At 71.7% G+C, this 18,121-nt stretch carries 22 protein-coding genes and 1 pseudogene; 9 read left to right on the top strand and 14 right to left on the bottom strand.

Annotated elements, in window-relative coordinates; genetic code table 11:
* The first annotated feature begins 5 nt into the window (after positions 1-5).
* Positions 6-305, top strand: coding sequence for a DUF6303 family protein (locus tag AB0M70_RS07955; protein WP_365817471.1), 300 nt, complete (start codon positions 6-8; stop codon positions 303-305).
* Positions 306-339: 34 nt separating this feature from the next.
* Here AB0M70_RS07955 and AB0M70_RS07950 read toward each other — a convergent pair whose 3' ends face one another.
* Positions 340-1,095, bottom strand: a complete 756-nt coding sequence (locus AB0M70_RS07950; RefSeq protein ID WP_365817469.1) for an XRE family transcriptional regulator — start codon at positions 1,093-1,095, stop codon at positions 340-342.
* 182 nt (positions 1,096-1,277) lie between these two features.
* On the opposite strand from AB0M70_RS07950, the gene AB0M70_RS07945 reads away from it, so the two are divergent.
* The gene (locus AB0M70_RS07945) at positions 1,278-1,640 is read left to right on the top strand and encodes a hypothetical protein (RefSeq protein ID WP_365817467.1); all 363 of its coding nucleotides are present in this window, start codon (positions 1,278-1,280) and stop codon (positions 1,638-1,640) included.
* Positions 1,637-1,801, top strand: coding sequence for a hypothetical protein (locus AB0M70_RS07940; RefSeq protein WP_365817465.1), 165 nt, complete (start codon positions 1,637-1,639; stop codon positions 1,799-1,801). Before AB0M70_RS07945 ends, AB0M70_RS07940 begins: the two co-directional genes overlap by 4 nt.
* Before the next feature lie 310 nt (positions 1,802-2,111).
* On the opposite strand, the gene AB0M70_RS07935 is transcribed toward AB0M70_RS07940, so the two are convergent.
* The 7 genes from AB0M70_RS07935 to AB0M70_RS07905 form a co-directional block, all read right to left on the bottom strand.
* The gene (locus AB0M70_RS07935) at positions 2,112-2,234 is read right to left on the bottom strand and encodes a hypothetical protein (RefSeq protein ID WP_365817463.1); all 123 of its coding nucleotides are present in this window, start codon (positions 2,232-2,234) and stop codon (positions 2,112-2,114) included.
* A 79-nt stretch (positions 2,235-2,313) separates the two neighbouring features.
* Positions 2,314-2,664 (bottom strand): hypothetical protein, encoded by a 351-nt coding sequence (locus AB0M70_RS07930; RefSeq protein WP_365817461.1) that lies wholly within the window; start codon positions 2,662-2,664, stop codon positions 2,314-2,316.
* The gene (locus tag AB0M70_RS07925) at positions 2,664-3,176 is read right to left on the bottom strand and encodes a hypothetical protein (RefSeq protein ID WP_365817459.1); all 513 of its coding nucleotides are present in this window, start codon (positions 3,174-3,176) and stop codon (positions 2,664-2,666) included. The genes AB0M70_RS07930 and AB0M70_RS07925 overlap by 1 nt, the downstream gene beginning before the upstream one ends.
* Positions 3,177-3,187: 11 nt before the next feature.
* Complete coding sequence (locus AB0M70_RS07920; protein ID WP_365817457.1) at positions 3,188-3,334, bottom strand: hypothetical protein; 147 nt, start codon at positions 3,332-3,334, stop codon at positions 3,188-3,190.
* On the bottom strand, positions 3,331-4,146 hold the full coding sequence (locus AB0M70_RS07915) for a hypothetical protein (protein ID WP_365817455.1): 816 nt from the start codon (positions 4,144-4,146) through the stop codon (positions 3,331-3,333). Before AB0M70_RS07915 ends, AB0M70_RS07920 begins: the two co-directional genes overlap by 4 nt.
* Positions 4,143-4,523, bottom strand: a complete 381-nt coding sequence (locus AB0M70_RS07910; protein ID WP_365817453.1) for a hypothetical protein — start codon at positions 4,521-4,523, stop codon at positions 4,143-4,145. Before AB0M70_RS07910 ends, AB0M70_RS07915 begins: the two co-directional genes overlap by 4 nt.
* Positions 4,520-4,834 carry a hypothetical protein gene (locus tag AB0M70_RS07905; RefSeq protein WP_365817451.1) on the bottom strand — a complete coding sequence of 105 codons (315 nt, stop codon included), beginning with the start codon at positions 4,832-4,834 and terminating at the stop codon, positions 4,520-4,522. The genes AB0M70_RS07910 and AB0M70_RS07905 overlap by 4 nt, the downstream gene beginning before the upstream one ends.
* A gap of 195 nt (positions 4,835-5,029) precedes the next feature.
* Here AB0M70_RS07905 and AB0M70_RS07900 point away from each other — a divergent pair, with 195 nt between their 5' ends.
* The 3 genes from AB0M70_RS07900 to AB0M70_RS07890 all read left to right on the top strand — a co-directional run bounded on the left by AB0M70_RS07900 (position 5,030) and on the right by AB0M70_RS07890 (position 8,199).
* On the top strand, positions 5,030-6,028 hold the full coding sequence (locus tag AB0M70_RS07900) for an N-acetylmuramoyl-L-alanine amidase (RefSeq protein WP_365817449.1): 999 nt from the start codon (positions 5,030-5,032) through the stop codon (positions 6,026-6,028).
* A gap of 171 nt (positions 6,029-6,199) precedes the next feature.
* A complete protein-coding gene (locus AB0M70_RS07895; protein ID WP_365817447.1) occupies positions 6,200-7,069 on the top strand; it encodes a hypothetical protein in 870 nt (289 codons plus the stop codon).
* 119 nt (positions 7,070-7,188) lie between these two features.
* Positions 7,189-8,199 (top strand): LLM class F420-dependent oxidoreductase, encoded by a 1,011-nt coding sequence (locus tag AB0M70_RS07890; protein ID WP_365817445.1) that lies wholly within the window; start codon positions 7,189-7,191, stop codon positions 8,197-8,199.
* Positions 8,200-8,241: 42 nt separating this feature from the next.
* Here AB0M70_RS07890 and AB0M70_RS07885 read toward each other — a convergent pair whose 3' ends face one another.
* Positions 8,242-8,796 (bottom strand): hypothetical protein, encoded by a 555-nt coding sequence (locus AB0M70_RS07885; protein WP_365817617.1) that lies wholly within the window; start codon positions 8,794-8,796, stop codon positions 8,242-8,244.
* A 129-nt stretch (positions 8,797-8,925) separates the two neighbouring features.
* Between AB0M70_RS07885 and AB0M70_RS07880 the strand changes: the two genes are divergently transcribed.
* The gene (locus AB0M70_RS07880) at positions 8,926-9,216 is read left to right on the top strand and encodes a hypothetical protein (protein WP_361189676.1); all 291 of its coding nucleotides are present in this window, start codon (positions 8,926-8,928) and stop codon (positions 9,214-9,216) included.
* A 70-nt stretch (positions 9,217-9,286) separates the two neighbouring features.
* Here AB0M70_RS07880 and AB0M70_RS07875 read toward each other — a convergent pair whose 3' ends face one another.
* From AB0M70_RS07875 to AB0M70_RS07865, 3 genes are read right to left on the bottom strand one after another with little or no spacing between them, the layout of a single operon-like run.
* On the bottom strand, positions 9,287-10,378 hold the full coding sequence (locus AB0M70_RS07875) for a prenyltransferase (protein WP_365817443.1): 1,092 nt from the start codon (positions 10,376-10,378) through the stop codon (positions 9,287-9,289).
* Positions 10,375-11,118: a class I SAM-dependent methyltransferase gene (locus AB0M70_RS07870; protein WP_365817441.1), complete on the bottom strand. Its 744-nt coding sequence runs from the start codon at positions 11,116-11,118 to the stop codon at positions 10,375-10,377. Before AB0M70_RS07870 ends, AB0M70_RS07875 begins: the two co-directional genes overlap by 4 nt.
* Positions 11,118-12,479: a glycosyltransferase family 4 protein gene (locus AB0M70_RS07865; RefSeq protein WP_365817439.1), complete on the bottom strand. Its 1,362-nt coding sequence runs from the start codon at positions 12,477-12,479 to the stop codon at positions 11,118-11,120. The genes AB0M70_RS07870 and AB0M70_RS07865 overlap by 1 nt, the downstream gene beginning before the upstream one ends.
* Positions 12,480-12,700: 221 nt before the next feature.
* On the opposite strand from AB0M70_RS07865, the gene AB0M70_RS07860 reads away from it, so the two are divergent.
* Positions 12,701-13,336, top strand: a complete 636-nt coding sequence (locus AB0M70_RS07860; protein ID WP_365817437.1) for a TetR family transcriptional regulator — start codon at positions 12,701-12,703, stop codon at positions 13,334-13,336.
* A gap of 98 nt (positions 13,337-13,434) precedes the next feature.
* Positions 13,435-14,118: pseudogene (locus tag AB0M70_RS07855) on the top strand (response regulator transcription factor); the annotation flags it as partial.
* On the opposite strand, the gene AB0M70_RS07850 reads toward AB0M70_RS07855, so the two are convergent.
* Positions 14,044-16,320 (bottom strand): ABC transporter ATP-binding protein, encoded by a 2,277-nt coding sequence (locus AB0M70_RS07850; RefSeq protein ID WP_365817435.1) that lies wholly within the window; start codon positions 16,318-16,320, stop codon positions 14,044-14,046. The pseudogene AB0M70_RS07855 and the gene AB0M70_RS07850 sit on opposite strands and share 75 nt — an antisense overlap.
* Positions 16,317-18,086 (bottom strand): ABC transporter ATP-binding protein, encoded by a 1,770-nt coding sequence (locus tag AB0M70_RS07845; protein WP_365817433.1) that lies wholly within the window; start codon positions 18,084-18,086, stop codon positions 16,317-16,319. The genes AB0M70_RS07850 and AB0M70_RS07845 overlap by 4 nt, the downstream gene beginning before the upstream one ends.
* Positions 18,087-18,121: the final 35 nt, after the last annotated feature.

Below are 18,121 nucleotides of genomic sequence, written 5' to 3'. Positions count from 1 at the left end.
CACGAATGTGGGCTGCGCTGGGCTGGGACTGCGAGTACGAGGGCGGCCGGTGGCTACTGCGGGTCGCGTACGGCGAGGGCGACGACTTGGAGCTGTCGACCCTCGCCGCTGATTGGCCGGACGCGGTAGGCCCGCCCTCGCTGCTCGACCGGTACGACGCGTTGGCCGCTCTCGGGTTCGAGGTGGTCGAAGGGGGCCCCGGGGCTTGGTCGTGGGTCGAGGGCATGGCCCCGGGTGGCGGGCTCCTGTTGGCCGGCCATGCCGCGGTGCGGCCGGTCGTCCGGCTCGCGCAGCTAGGCGAGTAGCAGGTGCCCGCGACGCAGGCCGCGGGCACCGCCCCTACTCCGGGACCCGGTTGTACTGGTCGAGCACGGCTTTCGACGTCGAAGAGTCCATAAGGCGCAGCTCCCACGGCCCGGTGTTCACGTCGAACTCCTTGCCGAACCCCACCCACTTACCGGCCATACGCCGCCCTGTGGGCTCGGCGAGCATCTGGAGCGCCCCGAAGTACCGGGCGCCCCGGTAGTACCCGTCAGAGGCCGTTTGCTCCGTCCACGTGCCCGTCACGGTCGCCCCGTCGATCTGGAGATCCAGAGTCATCGGGCTGTCCGGGTTCAGGGACGCATTCGGCAGGCTCCGCCCGGTCAGCCGGTTGCCGTGCTGCAACAGAACGACGTAGTGCTTCCCGGTGAACACCGCGTCGTCACGGCCGCTCGACACGTACTCGTACGTCGACAGCCACACCCCGGTGAAGTTGCCGCGAGGCGCAGCGTGCGGTGCCGTTTGGCCGGCGGACACGGTGAACGTCGCGTCGTCCAGGTCGTGACCGCCTTGCCCGTCCTCCGTGACGGCCACGGATGGCGCGCCGAAGCCGAGGGCCTCGATGGGCATTCCGGTGACGCGCTCCAGGGCGCGCGCGTACAGCGGGCGGGGTGCGGCGGTGTCGCCGGACTCCCAGCGCTGTACGAGCCGCTTGGACGCGTCGTTGGGCTGGCCGAGTTGCTGCCCGGCGTCGCGGACGGCGCGGGCGAACTCGTCTTGGGACATGAGCAGTCCCTTTCGGACCGCTTGCAGGGTTCCGTTCGGTGTCGCCATGTGATCGAAGGTACGCGCGAGAGCTGCTGAATGACACCGAAATGACGCCCCGCATGTCGCCGATATGACGTCGCATCCGTCGTCGCGGCAGACACGGAAATAGGAAGAGCGTGATCCGTGACGAAAGGCCCCGGCGACCGTGCGACCGGTCCCGGGGTGTGGCCGACTATCGAGGAGTCGACGTGAGCGAGAGTACGGGCCCGGGATCCGCCGTGGGAAGCGGCGCAGGAGGCACGCTCGAAGCGCCGCCGGTCCACCTGCCCGACCCGGGCGAGCTGTCCGATCAGCAGGTGCGAGGCAGGGCCTGTGTATGGTGCGCCGTCGCCCTGAACAACGCGACCGCCTACGACCTCGGCGTGCGGGACACAGACGCGCACGGATCGCCCGTCCGCTGGTTCCCCCGCTCCTGCCGCCCCTGCGCCGTCGTCGCCGCACACAAGGCGCTCCTCGACCACACCGAGAAGTGCCTGCAGTGCTACGACAACCAGGCTCACTGCGCCGACGGCCAAGCCCTGCGCCAGGCGCTGAAGGACACGCGGCGATGAGCGAGGGCACGCGGTTCTGCTGGCGCTGCGACGAGCCGATCACGGCCGGGCAGAAGTTCACCACCGCGGCGAAGGTCAGTATCTCGGCCGGCGGCTACGTCATCCGCATCCACGAGAAGTGCCCCAAGGCGCCGTCCTACGTCCGGCGCACCACCCGCTAGACCCCCTGCCGTGGCTACGTCGGACTGGCCACGGCAGGAAGGGGCGGCCCGCCCGGCGCGAGCATGGGGGGCGGGCCGCTCGTCACACCCCCGCGGCTGGTGCGCTTGCTCATCACACAGCGCGTACCGGTTGCGGGTGCCCGGCCCGGTCGTGTCCACCTCCCAGGCGAGCGGCCGGGCCGGTGCGCGTTCGCGGGGTGTGTTCACGTGTCCGCGCCCTGCCCGTACGCGCGGGAACGGCCCCCGAGGTCTGGAATCTCGGGGGCCGTTTCAGTGCGGGCGGCACGCCTGACACTACAGGCGTAGTGGGTCAGTTGCAGGGGAAGTGACCGGGCGGGAAGTAGCCCATGCAGTTCAGGCAGAGATCCAAGGGCGGCTGCTCGTAACGGAGTACGGCGATCCGCCGCGCGGCGGCGAGGAGTCGAGAGATCATGGCGGTTCCTGTCTCGTGTGATCGGGATGGGTGATCCGGGGCGGTCGGGTCGCCTGGAAGCAGTCGGCCGCCCCGGTGTCTAGCTGGCCTGCGAGTCGGTCTCGGTCACCTCCTCGCGTGGTGCGTGGTAGACGCACATAACCCCGTTCGGGTCGTAAGCCCCTCTCGCGCGTGCGCGCCTGCGAGCTGCATCGATGTCGGAATCGGGGGCCACCCCTCTCGGTGGGGGAGTGGCCGACGAAACGGACATACGCCGTGCGGCCCGCCACAGCAGCAGAGTCCCGACCGCCCACAACGCGAGCAGCCCGACCGTGGGCGAGACCATGAACACCACCGCGACCAGGACGACCGCGAGGACCAGGAGCACGCATCCGCCGGCCGTCCGGCTCGGCTCCCCCGGCTCCTCGACCGGCTCCTCCTTGGCCATCATCAGAACGCCCGATAGACGTGCTCGCCGCACCAGTTCGCGGCCTGCGCGAGCGGCACCGCGGCGAACCCCGCGACCCCCGCACTCGTGCCGAGGGTGATGCCGCACCACGCGCCGCGCTTCAGCTGGCCGCGCGTCTCGTCACCGGCCTTCTTCATCGCGGCGGCGAACACGGCGGTGGCGATCAGGACCAGGGCCCCGCCGGGCGTGGACAGCGGGACGAAAGTCTTGGCCCCGGCCAACTGCCCGGCAGACTCCCCGACCCCCCAGACGAGGGCCGCGTCCCCGAGCCAGTTGGACAAGCCCAGGACCGAGCTGGATGCGGTGCCGATGAGGCCACCGATACCGAGGGTGGTGAGGCAGCCGTAGCACCAGGACAGGAGGAACGGGAGCAGCTTGGACGCGTGCTTGAGGGGGTCTTTCATCAGGGACTTGCGGCCGGGCCACCAGGACATCAACTGGTAGCCGAGGATGCAGAGTCCGACGGTCACGCCGCCGAACGTCACGTAGTTCACGGTGGGTTCCTTCAGCGGAGGACGGCCACGGCGAGCGCGGCCAGAGTGAGGATGAGGGCGCACGTGCCGGTGATCGGTGGCACGGTGCGGACGTCGACCAGGGCGAGGCCGAGCAGGGCGGCGAGAGCGGCGAGCGCGAAGAATCCGGCGAGGATCACGAGTCGTCCCGCGCGGTGCGGAGCAGGCGCCGGCCGTATCCGTCGGAGACGCCGAGCCTGGTTCCGATCTCGGTTCCGGTGAGTTCCGGCTCGTCCTGGAGCCAGTGCCGCACGGTGGCGACGCGGGCCGCGAACGTGGTGTTGCTGCTGTCGACGGTCTCAATGTCCTCGGCGCCGGTTCCGCTCTCAGGCTCGGGGGCGGAACCCGGTTCCGGTGCTGGTTCCGCCACCGGTTCAGTGATCACGTTGTGGGCGTCCGCGAAGTGATCGCCGAGCAGGTCAGCGCCGGTTCCGCCCTCGGTTCCGCTGGTTCCGCCCCGCAGTTCCGCCACGGGTGTCCAGGGGCCGAGGAGCGGCACGGTAGGTGCGGTGTCGAAGGGCTCGGGGGCCCGCTCCACGGTGATCGGTTCCGCTGATTCCACCGGGGCGGAACTCGGTTCCGGCATCTGCCCACCGACGGCCGCCACCGGTTCCGCAACGGCCGGTGTGGTGACCTCGCTGAGCCGGTGGACACGCCACAGTACGAGCGGCGCGATGGCCGACACCGCGACGACGAGCGGCACGTTCACCGGCAGCAGCTCGGACGCCACCAGGTGACTCGCGCCGTTCACCGCGATCAGCGCGGCAACGACCACCAGGACGTCTCGGCGGGCCCGCAGCGCGCGTACCGCGTAGATGTCGAGCGCGGCCGGGACACCAGCGGCTACGTACTGGCCGAAGCCGCAGGCGCGCGCGAGGTCGTACTCGGCCGAGGCGAGGACGACGAGGACCGCGAGGAGCGCGGCCCACAGGAGAGGGTCACGCTGGCTCATCGCTCACCGCCGAGGAAGATCTCGTTCAACTCCACGGCAAGGCGGCGCAGACCAGCGGCGTAGCTGACGAGGTCGGCGGCCAAGTCGTACAGGCCCATCGGGTCGAGGGTCTCGCCGAGCGGGAACACCGAGGCGCCCTCGATGCGGCCGCCGAGCCGGTACTCGGAGCGGCTGGCGTGCGGCGACTGGACGATGCTCGCGGTGAGCAGGGTGGCGTTCCGGAAGGTGAGGGCGATGTCCGGGCCGCTGTGGATGATCTCGGCGTACGTGGTGCGGGGGTCGTGGTGGCTGTGTCCGGCGCACCATGCGGGTTCGGGGATGGTCACCGGGCCGCGGTCGACGGTGACGAGGGTGACGGTGCGGGGCTCGGCGCTCACTGGCCCTCACCGGCCTCGGCGGTGTCTGCGGCAGGGGCCTGCTCCAGGTCGGCGAGCCACTGCTCTGAGGTCCGGTACCGGACCGGCCCGGTACCGTGGCGGCGCAGGTAGTCGGCCTCCCACTGCGCCCCGTGGGTGTCGTCGGCGAGGATGTCGCGGATCGCCAGTTGGATGAGGTGCGTCCGCTGGGTGACGGCGGTCTCGTACTTGCAGAGGTCCTCGACGGTGTAGGCCGGGGTGGGGAGGGTGAGGGTCTCGCTGATGGCCGCGAGGAGATCGCGTACGGGGTCGCTGAAGGTACGGTCTGGCATAGGTCTGTCTCCTGTTGTGATCAGGGTTCGGACTCAGGCCCTGGCCGGTGGTGGAGTCACCGAGCTGGGGCCGCCCCGTCTCACACGCGTCTCACACACGGTGCGAACGGGGGCGGACAGATCGCCTCTGACACGGAAGGGGCGGAGAATTCACGGAGCCTGCGGAGCACGTGAACGGCCCGTAAGGTGGCTCTCGTGTCGTACGTAGGTCCGGACAGCCAGCCCCCACGCCCGCCCCGCCGTTTCACCGGCGGCCCTCTCACGGTGACGCTCGCCGCGCTGGTGCCGACGGCCCTCGCGGGATGGCTCATCTACGAGGCGACGAGCGGACCCGGCGGCAGTCAGCCACCCAGAACGCTTCCCTCCACGAGCCAGTCCGCGCAGGACTCGTCCTCCGCCGCGCCCTCCCCGTCCGCCTCCGAGAAGGACGACGGCAAGGGTGACAAGGGCGACGACGACGCGAGCGACGAGCCGAGCGCGTCGAAGCCCCCGAAATCCTCCACCCGCCCCGCCGCCTCCGGGCCGCTCAAGGGCAAGGTGGTCGTCGTCGACCCCGGTCACAACACGGGCAACGGCAAGCACACCGCCGAGATCAACCGCCTCGTCAACGTCGGCACGCACCGCAAGGAGTGCGACACGACGGGCACCTCCACCAACAACGGTTACAGCGAGGCCCAGTTCACCCTCGACGTCTCGCGCCGCCTGCGCACGCTGCTCGAGAAGCAGGGCGCCACGGTCAAGTTCACGCAGGACGGCGACCGCCCCTGGGGGCCCTGCGTCGACGAGCGCGCCCGCATCGGCAACAACGCCCACGCGGACGCCGTCATCTCCGTGCACGCCGACGGATCGGCCGCGGGCAACCGCGGCTTCCATGTGATCCTTCCCGCATCGGTGAAGTCCGGCGCCGCGGACACCTCGGAGATCGTCGTCCCGTCGCGCGACTTGGGCGAGCGCATCGCGGGCACATTCCTCCGGGCGACCGGCAGCGCCCCTTCCAACTACGTCGGCGACGGCACCGGCCTCGACGTGCGCAAGGACCTGGGCGGACTCAACCTCTCCACCGTCCCGAAGGTCTTCATCGAGTGCGGCAACATGCGCGACGCGAAGGACGAGGCGTTGCTCACCAGCGGTGCCTGGCGGCAGAAGGCGGCGCAGGGGATCTCCGACGGAATCGTGAGCTTTCTGCGCGGATAACGGGTTGGTTCGTCGGGGATAACGGGTTGGTTGGTCTTTATCCCGAGCAGACACCCCAGCGGCGTGAACGATAATGTCCTCCGTACGATGGGGGGCCATCCCCGCGCTCAGCACCACGACCTTGGGGCGAGCGACGCCTCCACCGACGAGACGACTTACGAAGGACCTGAAGTGAATATCCGCTCTCTCACTCGAGGCGACGGCGTGGTGATCGGGGCAGCGGTGTTGCTCTTCATCGCATCGTTCCTCAACACCCTTGACGCCGACGGCGGCGACAGCGACAAGCTTCCCAACGCCTGGGAGAACGGCAACCTGCTGCTGAGCGTGTACCTGCTCGGGATCATCGGTGCCGCGCTCATCGTCGTGGGCCGTGCGCTTCCGCAGCCGCGCAAGGTCGCGGGCCTCGATCTCGGCCAGCTCGGCGTTGCCTTCACCATCGCCGCCGCCTGGAGCTCGATCGGTGCGATCTTCGATGCCGACCAGTCCTACGGCTTCTTCTTCGACAACAGCCTGAGCGGTGGCTCCGGCGGCCCCGAGGCCGGCATCGGCCTCATCCTCGGCCTGATCGCCGCCCTGGTCCTGGCCGCTGCCGCGGTCGCGACGGCACTGGTTCCGGCGCTCAAGGCCCCCCTCGTCGGCGCCCCCCGCCCCACCCCCCAGCCCTACGGCGGTCAGCCGCAGGGTGGGTACGGGTACCCGGGTGCGGGCCAGCCGCAGCAGGGGCAGCCGTACGGTGCCCAGCCGGGTCAGCCGCAGCAGGGTCAGCCCTTCGGCGCCCAGCCGGGTCAGCCCGGTCAGCCGCAGCAGCAGACGCCGCCTCCCGGGCAGGCGCAGGCCACCGGTGACTTCTCGCCGTTCTGGTTCGCCGTGCCGGTGCCGCGTCCGCTGTACGCGGAGGACGGTTCGCCGACGCCGATCGCCGAACTGGCGCCCGGCACCTGGTACTTGGCCGTCGAGCAGCGCGGTCCCGGCCTGGTGGCCCAGACGCAGGACGGCCGTCGTGGCGTGCTGCAGGACACCACGGGGATTCAGCGCGGCTGATCGCTCGCGTACCTCGCGACACCTCGCGGCCCCTCGCCCTTCCGGGCGGGGGGCCGTTGTCGTACAGTCGCGATCCTGCACCGAACTGACGCACCGTCAGAAAGGATCGGGGTATGGGCATGCGCCTGGGACTCGCACTCGGCTACTGGGGGCGCGGGCCCGACCCCGGGCACGTGGCACTCGCGCAGGAGGCCGAGCGGCTCGGATACGACTCCGTGTGGACGGCCGAGGCGTGGGGTTCCGATGCCTTCACCCCGCTGACCTGGATCGCGGCGCAGACCTCACGGATCAAGCTGGGTACGGCGGTCGTACAGATGGCGGCGCGGTCGCCGGTGACGACGGCGATGCACGCGCTGACCCTGGACCACCTGTCCGGTGGGCGGATGATGCTCGGGCTCGGGCTCTCCGGGCCGCAGGTGGTGGAGGGGTGGTACGGACGGCCGTTCCCGAAGTCGCCGCTGACCGCGACGCGGGAGTACGTGGACGTCATCCGCCAGGTGCTTCGGCGGGAGGGGCCGGTGGCGCTTGGCGGGCGCTTCCACTCCCACCCCTACCAGGGGGAGGACGGCAGCGGCCTGGGCAAACCCCTGAAGCCGATCACGCATCCGCTGCGGGCGGATCTGCCGGTGCTGCTCGGTGCGGAGGGGCCGAAGAACATCGCGCAGACGGCGCGGATCGCGGACGGCTGGCTGCCGCTCTACTGGTCACCGATGCGGGCGGATGTGTACGAGGCCTCGCTGGAAGGCGCACCCGAGGGCTTCATGGTCGCGCCCATGGCGCGGGCGAAGGTCTGCGACGACGTTGCGGAGGGCCTGCTTCCGGTCAAGGCGATGCTGGGGTTCTATATCGGGGGGATGGGGCACTCCGCGCGGAACTTTCATGCAGATCTGATGGCGCGGATGGGGTTCGAGGCGGAGGCCCGGCGCATTCAGGAGCTGTTTCTGGCGGGGCGCCGGGAAGAGGCGGTCCTGGCGGTTCCGGACGCTTTCGCCGACGAGATCTCGTTGGTCGGCCCGCGGGAACGCATCGCGGAGCGGCTTGAGTTGTGGCGGAAGGGCCCCGTCACGGATCTGCTGGTACTGGCGCCGGACCGTCTCACGCTGCGGACGCTGGCCGAGCTGGTGCGGTAGCTCAGCCCGTCCGGCCTTTGACGACGCCCTCGGTGCCTGCGCCTACCCCTTCGCCAGCTCCCCCGCCGAAGGCACCTTGTCCTTGACCTCCGCGCCCGCGCCCTTCCCCGCGTCCTTCACCTGGTTGATGACGTCGTCGAAGGAGTTCACGACCGAGTCCGTGGAGTCGCCCTTGCGGAGCTTGGACGGCAGGTCCTTGAGGGCGTCGATGCCCGCCGTCAGCGGAGCCACCGCCTTGGCCAGCGCCGGGTCGCCCTTCGCGTTCTTCGACGCCGCCTTCAGGCGGTTGTAGGCGAGGGTGCCGGCGAGGCCCGCCTTGATCAGGGCGAACTTGCGCCCGTCGGCGCCCTTCTTGAACTTGCCGGCGCGGAAGGGCTTCACGATCCACTGGTAGGTCGCCCCGGCGGCGATCCCGGCGTTCGCCACGAACCGCGTCTTGGCGAACTTCTGCTTCTCGGCGGAGCTCGAACTCGACGGCGCCGATGAGGGCGCCGCCGCGTCCGCGTCGTCACCCCCGCACCCGGTCGCCCCCGCGATCAGGGCACCGCACAGCACAGGGGCGACGAGAGACCGGCGTACGGTCGCGGCGGACGGCAACACGGGGACCTCCGGGGGGTGGACAGCCTGCGGACAGCTCTCCCGGCAGCCTCACCCCGGTCGGCGGGGACCGCCACTCGGGCGAGCCCGTCCGGGTTTCAACCGGGCCGGGCCAGGTACACGGTCTTTATGTCCACCCGACAAGCACGTGGTAGCACCGCAGCGAGGGTCATCGTCATCGTCGCCGACGTGATGGCCATCATCCTCGGCCTGTGGATCCTCATGTATCTGTTGGACGCGAACCGCGCCAACGACCTCGTCCAGTTCATCCACGACGTGGCCCGCTGGCTGGCCGGCTGGTCACACGATCTGTTCACATTCGACGAGGCCTGGGCCCGCGTGGTCTGCGGTTATGGCCTCGCGGCACTGGTCTACGTCTTCGTGGGCCACGCCATCGCAGGACGCCTCCGCCGCTACTGAGCGGAGGAGCCCGTACGTACCACCCCGGTCGCCGCTGTCACCCCCCGGCAGCGGCGCCGCTGTGGCGCCGCTACTGCCCCCCTGTGGCGGCGCCGCAGCACTCCGGGGTCAGGCCCACGGGGAGGCGTTCGCCCGAGAAGACCGCGCAGGTGGCCTCGTCGCCGCCGAGGGCCGCCACCGCGAGCAGCAGGGAGCCCGCCGTCCATGTGGTGAGTTCCTCCGGCCAGATCGCCCCGTCGTCGAAGACGTAGCCCGTCCAGTACAGGCCGGTCTCCGGGTCGCGCAGGTGCTGGATCGACTGGAGGATCTCCAGGGCGCGGTCCGATTCGCCCAACACCCAGAGGGCCAGGGCGAGTTCGGCGCTCTCGCCGCCCGTCACCCAGTTGTTGGGGATGACGCAGCGCACGCCGAGGTCCGGCACCACGAAGCGGTCCCAGCCCTCCTCCATGCGGGACTTGGCCTTCGCGCCCGTGAGCGCGCCGCCGAGGACCGGGTAGTACCAGTCCATCGAGTAGCGGTCCTTGTCGAGGAAGCGCTCGGGGTGGCTCTGGATCGCGTGGGCCAGCGCGCCGGTCGCGAGCTCCCAGTCCGGTTGCGGTTCTTCGCGTTGCTCGGCGATCGCCAGGGCGCACCGCAGCGCCTGGTGGATCGACGAACTGCCCGTCAGGAGCGCGTCGTCGACCGGTGTCCCGTCCTGCTCACGCTTCCAGCCGATCTGCCCGCCCTGCTGCTGGAGGGCGAGCACGAACTCGATCGCGCCCACCACCGTCGGCCACAAGCGGTCCAGGAAGGTGTCGTCGCCGGTCGAGAGGTAGTGGTGCCAGACGCCCACGGCGATGTACGCGCAGAAGTTCGTCTCGCGGCCCCGGTCCGTCACGTCGTGCGGGTCACCGTCGGCGTACGCCGCGTACCAGGACCCGTCCGGATTCTGGTGCCGCGCCAGCCAGTCGTAGGCGCGGGCGGCGGCCGCGTGCTCGCCCGCCGCGTCCAGGGCCATGGCGGCCTCGGTGTGGTCCCAGGGGTCGAGGTGGTGGCCGCGGAACCACGGGATCGCGCCGTCCTCGCGCTGGACCGCGAGAATCCCGCGGACCGTCCGCGTGGCCTGATCCGCCGTCAGGACGCCCGGCAGGACCAGGTGTTCCGTCCGCTCCGGGCTCGTCACGCGTCGGTCTTCGCGTCGGCCTTCGGCAGGTGCGGCTTCGTCGCGTACGCCACGAAACTCTTGCCCACGACCGGGTTGAGCAACTGCTCCGCCACCTTCGTGGCCAGCGGTTTCTTCATGATGTCCCAGACGAGGAGCTTGTGGTACGCCCGCACCGGCAGCGCCTTGTCGTTGTCCACGCCGAACGCGCACTTCAGCCACCAGTACGGCGCGTGCAGCGCGTGCGCGTGGTGCGTGCCGTACGGCTTCAGGCCCGCCTCGCGCATCCGGCCGAGGAGTTCGTCCGCCTTGTAGATGCGGATGTGACCGCCCTCGACCTCGTGGTAGGCGTCCGACAGGGCCCAGCAGATCTTCTCGGGGCCGTAGCGCGGGACGGTGACCGCGATGCGGCCGCCGGGCTTGAGGACGCGGACCATCTCCGCGAGTACGCCCTTGTCGTCGGGGATGTGCTCCATCACCTCGGAGATGATCACGACGTCGAACGAGGCGTCGGGGAAGGGCAGGTTGAGCGCGTCACCCTCCATCGCGGTGGCGGTCGCGCCCGCGGGTGCCTCGCCGGCCTCCTTCATCGCGGCGAACCACTTGGCGACCTCGCGGATCTCCTCGGCGTTCTGGTCGAGGGCCACCACCTGGGCCCCCCGCCGGTAACACTCGAAGGCGTGCCGGCCCGCGCCGCAGCCCAGGTCGAGGACGCGGTCGCCCGCGGCGAGCGGGAAGCGGGTGAAGTCGACGGTCAGCATCAGCGATGGCTCCCGGAGTACGTCGGGGTGGTGGCCGGGGGGCGGCCGGATTGCGGGGCCGCGTTGGTGGCGATCGCCGCGCGGTACAGCTCTGCGGTGCCCTGGGCGGCGCGGGCCCAGGTGAATTTGGCGAGAACCCGCTCACGCCCGGCGGCGCCGAGGCGGGCCCGCAGCTCCGGGTCGCCGAGCAGCCGGTTCAGTCCGGCGGCGAGCGCGCCGGGGTCGGCGGGGCGTACCGCCAGGCAGGTCTCGCCGTCCGGCCCCGCGACCTCGGGGATCGCGCCGCCGGTCGTCGCGAGGAGGGGCGTCCCGGTGGCCATGGCCTCGGCCGCGGGGAGCGAGAAGCCCTCGTAGAGGGAAGGGACGCAGGCGACCTCGGCCGAGCGGACCAGGTCCACCAGCTCCTGGTCGGTGATGCCCTTGACGAACTCGATGGCGCCCTCGAGGCCGTACCGCTCGATGGCCTGCGCCACGGGGCCGTCCTCGGCGCGCTTGCCGACGACGACGAGGTGGGCGGCGGGGTTCTCGGCGCGGACCTTGGCCAGCGCCTCCACGAGGTGGATGAGGCCCTTGAGCGGGACGTCCGCACTGGACGTCGTGACGATGCGTCCGGGCACCTCGGGGATCGAGGGGTCCGGCGAGAAGAGGTCGGTGTCGGCGCCGATGTGCACGACGCTGATGCGGTCCTCGCGTACGCCGAGGTGGTCCACGATCTCCTGGCGCGACGTGCCGGAGACGGTGAGTACGGACGGCAGGCGGCGGGCCACGCGCTTCTGCATGCGCGTGAACGCGTACCAGCGGCGCACGGACATGCGGCGGCGCCAGTCGGGCGCCGCGTCGAGCTCGAGGCGGCGGTCCACGGTGATGGGGTGGTGGATCGTGGAGACGAGCGGGGCCCCGAGGTCGCCCAACAGGCCGTATCCGAGCGTCTGGTTGTCGTGCACGACGTCGAACTCGCCCCGCCTGGCCCGCAGATGGCGGCGGGCGCGCAGGCTGAACGTCGCGGGTTCCGGGAAGCCGCCGGTCCACATCGTCGCCACTTCGAGCGCGTCGACCCAGTCGCGGTACTCGGCGCGCCTGGGCGTGCGGAAGGGGTCGGGCGAGCGGTAGAGGTCGAGGCTCGGCAGCTCGGTGAGCCCGAGGCCTTCGAGGCCCTCGTCCAGGACGGGGTAGGGCTGTGCGCCGATCACCTCGACGCTGTGGCCGAGGCGGGCCAGCTCGCGCGAGAGGTGACGTACGTAGACGCCCTGGCCCCCGCAGAACGGGTTGCCCTTGTACGTGAGGAGAGCGATGCGCAACGGACGATCACCATCGGCGTGCGGCCCCGTCCGGGGGCCCGCCTCCATGGCCTCAGCGGTCACTCTCGGCCCCCTTCTTCCTGCGGTTGTCCGCGAGGTTACGCCGGGACGGTAATCTAGAACAAGTTTCAGACTTGATCGTTGAATGATCGCTGAACGAGCATTGAATCTACCGGCAGGTAGCCGCGCTGTAAGGCCCGGATCAGGTGATTCGCGCCACGGCAGGCGCCCTGCCATGCTGGCCCACCACGTAACCCGATCGGGACGACGGAACAACGGGACATATGACAGCGGAAGCCAAGGCAGCGGAAGTCGCAGCAGCTGATCCGGCGTCGCCGCCCCTGACCGAGCGGCAGGAGGCGCGCCGCCGCCGCATCCTGCACGCGAGCGCCCAACTCGCGAGCAGGGGCGGGTTCGACGCGGTGCAGATGCGCGAGGTCGCCGAGTCCTCCAGCGTCGCCCTCGGCACGCTGTACCGCTACTTCCCCTCCAAGGTGCATCTGCTGGTCGCGACCATGCAGGACCAGCTGCAGCACATGCACACCACCATCCGTAAGCGCCCGCCCGCGGGTGAGACGCCCGCCGAGCGGTGCGCCGAGACGCTGATGCGGGCCTTCCGTGCCCTGCAGCGCGAGCCGCACCTGGCGGACGCGATGGTCAGGGCGCTGACGTTCGCCGACCGCTCCGTGAGCCCCGAGGTGGACACGGTCTCGCGGCTGACCACGGCGATCATCCTGGACGCGATGGGCCTTGCGGACGCGCCGACCCCCGAGCAGCTCTCGGCGGTCCGGGTCATCGAGCACACTTGGCACTCGGCGCTGATCACCTGGCTCTCGGGGCGGGCCTCGATCGCGCAGGTCAAGATCGACATCGAGATGGTGTGCCGCCTCATCGACCTGACGTCTCCCGAGGCCGCGTAGGGGCTGCGTAGAGGCGCTGCGTAGGGCCGAGCGGGGGTCGATCTGTGCGCCGCCCCGTTTGCCCGGGAACCCGTGACGCCTAACCCCCGAACCGTTGCATGGGGGGCGCACGCGCTCCCGGCCGTTGCGCCCCTGAGCCTCTCCTTGGTCCCGCTTGGCCAGTTATCGCGTCCGTACGAGCCGTCGGCGCCGCTATGAATGGCTACGTGCTGTACGAAGCCATCGGGACCTCAAGCGGGAACCTGGAGGAACCAAGCGTGATCCGGGTACTTCTCGTGCACGACGCCTGCCTTCTGCGATCGGCTCTGGCCGAACGCCTCGCCCGTGAGCCGGACCTGGAGGTCTCCCATGCACCGTGGCACAACGCCCGCGACCGTACGGGGGCGGTGCGTCCCGACGTCTGCGTGGTCGACCCCGAGGGCGACGTGGCCCATGCGTCCGCCGAGTTCGGGGAGCAGTCCCATCCCGTCTCCGGCGGCCTCGGCTGCCCGCTCCTCGTCCTGGTGTCCGGCAACCGGCCGGGGCTGCTCCGCCGCTGCATGGATGCGGGGGCCCTCGGATACGTGGACAAGGCGAGCCCGCCGGACCGGCTGCTCACCGGGATAAGACAGGTGGCCGCCGGCCGGCGGTTCGTGGACGAGACGCTGGGGTTCGGCTTCCTGAAGGCAGCTCAGATGCCGCTCACCGCACGGGAGTTACTGGTGCTCTCACTGGCCGCCGGGGGCGCGCCCGTCGCCGAGATCGCGCACCGCCTGCATCTGACGAACGGGACGGTGCGCAACTACATGGCCGCGATCACCCGCAAGACCGGGGCGCGGAACAGGATCGACGCGATCCGGATCTCGCGGGTCGAGGGCTGGGTGTAGGTCCCCGTTCGCCGGCCCCCAGTTGCCGGAGAGCTCGCGGTAGAGGGGGGAGCTGCCGAGCAGCTCCTCGTGGCGTCCGCACACGGCGTACGTTCCGTCCATCACCAGGATCCGGTCGGCGCGGCGTGCCGAGCTGATGCGGTGGGCGATCACCACGAGGGTGCCGCCCGGCCGCGCCGCGAAGGCCCGCTCGGCGCGGGCCTCCGCCACCGGGTCGAGGTGGCAGGTCGCCTCGTCGAGCAGGGCGAGGGGCGCGTACGAGACATGGGCGCGGGTCAGCGCGATGAGCTGGCGCTCGCCGGCGGAGAGCGCGGCGGGGTCGAGGGGGGCGGCGAGACCGCCGAGCCGCTCGATCACCGCGCTGAGCCCGACGGCTCGCGCGGCGGCCAGCAACTCCGCGTCGCTGACGGCGTCCTCCCGCAGGTACTCCAGGTTCTGACGCACCGTGCCACTGAAGACGTAGGCCTCCTGCGGTATCAACACCCGCCGCCCGACGGCCTCTTGCCCCCGCACGGACCGCCCGTCGACACGAACGACCCCACTCCCGACCTCAAGCACCCCGGCCACAAGCCCGGCAAGGGTGGACTTCCCGATCCCACTGGGCCCGACGACAGCCAGATGCCCACCGCGAGGGACGGTGAGCGAGAGATCGCGCAGGACGGGCTCGGCTTGGGGGCCGTAGGCGAAGGTGACGGAGGAGAGCTGGAGGGCGGGGGGCACGTGAGGGGAGCGGGCTTGGCCGGGCGCGGGGGGTGCACCGGGAGAAGGCTCCCGGCCAGGGAGAACCGTTCGGCCGGGGGGAGACGTCGTGTCGGGGAGAGGCGCCCCATTGGGGGCAGGCGCCCCGCCAGGGACGCACGCCCCGCCGGAGGCAGACGCCTCGCCAGGGACAGACGCCCCGCCGGAGGCAGACATCCCGCCAGGAACAGGCACCCCGCCGCAGGCAGGCGTCCCGCCAGCGGCAGGCCCCCCGCCATAGGCAAGCCCCTCGCCCGCAGCTGGCGTCCCGCCTGAAGTGGGCCCGCTGGCCCGTGACGGCGCGCCGCCGCGTGCAGATGTTCCGGCGGCTGCCCCTGCCGTGTCGTGGGCGGCGGCAGCCTCTTTCGGCCCCGGCGGCTCGGATTCCTCCGTCGGCTCCGGGGCCCACGTCAGGCGGCGTAGGACGATGGCCAGGCGGGAGCCGCTTGTGCCCAAGCCCTGGATCAGGTTGTGGAGGGCCGGGAGCAGGGCCTGGGTGACGTAGGCGATCGCGCCCACGAGGGCGCCCGGTGTGACGCCGTTGTTCAGTAGCCAGGGGGCCGTGGCGAGGAGCAGGACGAGCGGGAGCTGGCCGCCGGTCACGAGGGCCGCCGTGCGCAGGATGCCCCAGCGGGCGAGGGAACCGGCCGCCGCGTACTCCGCGGCGATACCCCGGTCGAGGTCTTCGGCCACGTCCTGTTCCGCGCCGGCGGCGGCGACGTCACGCAACCCCGGTGCGACCGTGCCCAGTTGACCCGCGATGCCCTCGTCGGCGACGAGGAACTCCTCTTGGCGCCGCGCCAGCGGCCGCAGGCTCGCCACGAACAGGGCGATTCCGGCGAGCAGCGGTGGCGCGACGACCAGGACGAGGAGCGGGGCCAGCGAGAACAGGCCGATCAGCGCGCCCGCCGCCGTGAAGACGAAGGAGCGGGACACCAGGACCAGACCCGCGAAGGTGTCCCTGGCGATCTCCACCTGCTGGGTGAGCCGGGACACGGAGGCTCCGTCGGCCTCCCGCAGCCCCCGGCCCACGACCTGTCGTACGAGGGTGTCGCGCAGCGGTTCCACGAGGTCGGCCATGGCGCGGAACACCCGCCCCGTGCCGTACGCGGCCACGATCACGCCGAGCCCGGCGGCGCCGAGCCACCCGAGGCCGACCGCCTCGCGCCCCGCGAGGAACCCGTCGTCCAGAGCGCGTGCGAGGGCGTATCCGGTGAGGAAGGTCTGGCCGGTCTCCAGGACGGACCAGAGGGCGAGCCGCAGCACCACCGGCCACCGGCGCAGAAGGAACCGCGCGCCGCGCCGGTAGGTACCCGGCTGCACCGAGAAGGCCGACACCGCCGATCCGCCCGCCGCCCGGCCGCCAGAAGCTTTCCTCACGCGCCGAACACCTCCCTGTACTCCGCCCGCTCCCACAGCTCCGCGTGCGTCCCCACCGCCCGGATCCGGCCGCCGTCCAGCCAGGCGACCACGTCCGCGCGGGCCGCCGTCGCCGCGCGGTGGGCGATGATCAGGCGGCTGCGGTGCGGGGTGTGGTGGAGCAGGGCCTCGGCTATGTGGTGTTCGGTCACCGTGTCGAGGCTCGACATCGCGTCGTCCAGGATCAGGATCCGGCCGCCTCGCGCGAACGCCCGTGCCAGGCCCAGGCGTTGGGCCTCACCGCCGGAGAGGGGCGCGTCGGCGCAGGGTGTGGCGTAGCCGTCGGGGAGGCGCGTGATGAAGGGCTCCGCGTGGGCCGCGCGGGCCGCCGCACGGATGCGGGACGGCGTCGGACGCGGGGCGCCGAAGCCGATGGTGCCCTCCAGGGTCGTGCCGAGGAGCGCGGGCCGCTCGAAGGCGTAGCCGACCTCGCGGCGCAGCTCCTCGCGGCCGAGCGCACGCAGCGGGACGCCGTCCAGGCATACGTCCCCTTCGTCGGGGTCGGCGAGCCGGCCCGCGACGGACGCCAGGAGCGACTTGCCCGCGCCGGAGCGGCCGACCACGGCGAGCGTGCGGCCCGCGGGGACGGTCAGGTCCACGCCGTCCAGCACGGTGCGCTCACCGCGGGTCACCTTGACCCCTCGTAGCTCCAACAGGCCGCCCCCGGGCGGGAGTTCCGCGTCGCCGTACGTAGCAGAGGGTTCCGCGAGCACCTCTCCCAGGCGGCGCGCCGCGGCCTTGGCCCGCACCAGGGCCCCCAACTGGCCGACGAGCATGCCGATGCCGGTGGCGAGCACCGCGTACCGGGACGCGGCCAGCAACTCGCCGACGGAGATGCGGTCCCCCATCACCAGATGGCCCGCGACCGCGACGACGGCGATCTGCAGGAGGGGAGCGACCGCGGCCGCCTGTGACTGGGAGCGGCCCTGGACGCGCCACATACGGTGTCCGTGCCGGGAGAGTTCGGGCAGCGGCCCGAGGACGCGCCGGGCCTCCTTGTCCTCGGTGTGCGCGGCCGCGATGGTCCTGGCCCCGCCGACCGCCTCGCTGAGACGGCCCGCGATGTCACCCTGGACCTGCTGGTAGCGCGTCACGCAGTCGGAGGTGGCGCGGGTGAACGCCCGGAGGAGCAGGACGAGTACGGGCGCCCCGGCGATGAACGCCACGGCGAGCCAGGCGTCGATCAGGGCGAGTGCCACCACGGCCCCGACGGGCACGACCAGGGCAGCGAGAAGCCCGGCGAGCGTGGCGGGCGCGACGCCCGCGTGCGCCGCGTTGTCGACGAGGCGGGCCACCAGGTCGCCGGGGGCGAAGCGTGCGGTGGTGCGGGGGCCGACGGCGAGGACGTGGCGGGTCAGGTGGGCGCGCAGCCAGGCGGTGGTGCGGGCGTTGGTGGTCGCGGTGAGGACGCCGTCCACGGCGTCGAGCACGGCTCTGGCGCCGATGAGCGCCGCGCACACGAGGATCCAGCGGGTGGCGTCGGCGCCGACGCGGCCGGCGGCATGTCCGGCGAGCACGGCGTCCAGGGCGCGGCCGATGGCGAACGGCAGCAGCAGGCCGGCCCCCGCGCCCCCGGCGGCACACAGCAAGAGCGCCGCACAGCGGGCGGCGCTGTGGCGGGTCGCCTCGCGCAGCAGACCCGTGTCGGACGCGGGCAGAGTGGTGGACGCGTGCGGAGGATCGGATGCGGGCGGACGAGGACGGAGACGGTGGGTCGTGGTCGCCATGCGGTCCGGGTCCTCACAGGTCTCGTGTCCGCCGC

The sequence above is a fragment of the Streptomyces sp. NPDC051214 genome (assembly GCF_040682375.1).
In the GTDB taxonomy this organism is placed as follows: Bacteria; Actinomycetota; Actinomycetes; order Streptomycetales; family Streptomycetaceae; genus Streptomyces.
The sequence above is the reverse complement of the archived record's forward strand: the minus strand, read 5'-3'. Positions and strand labels throughout refer to the sequence as shown.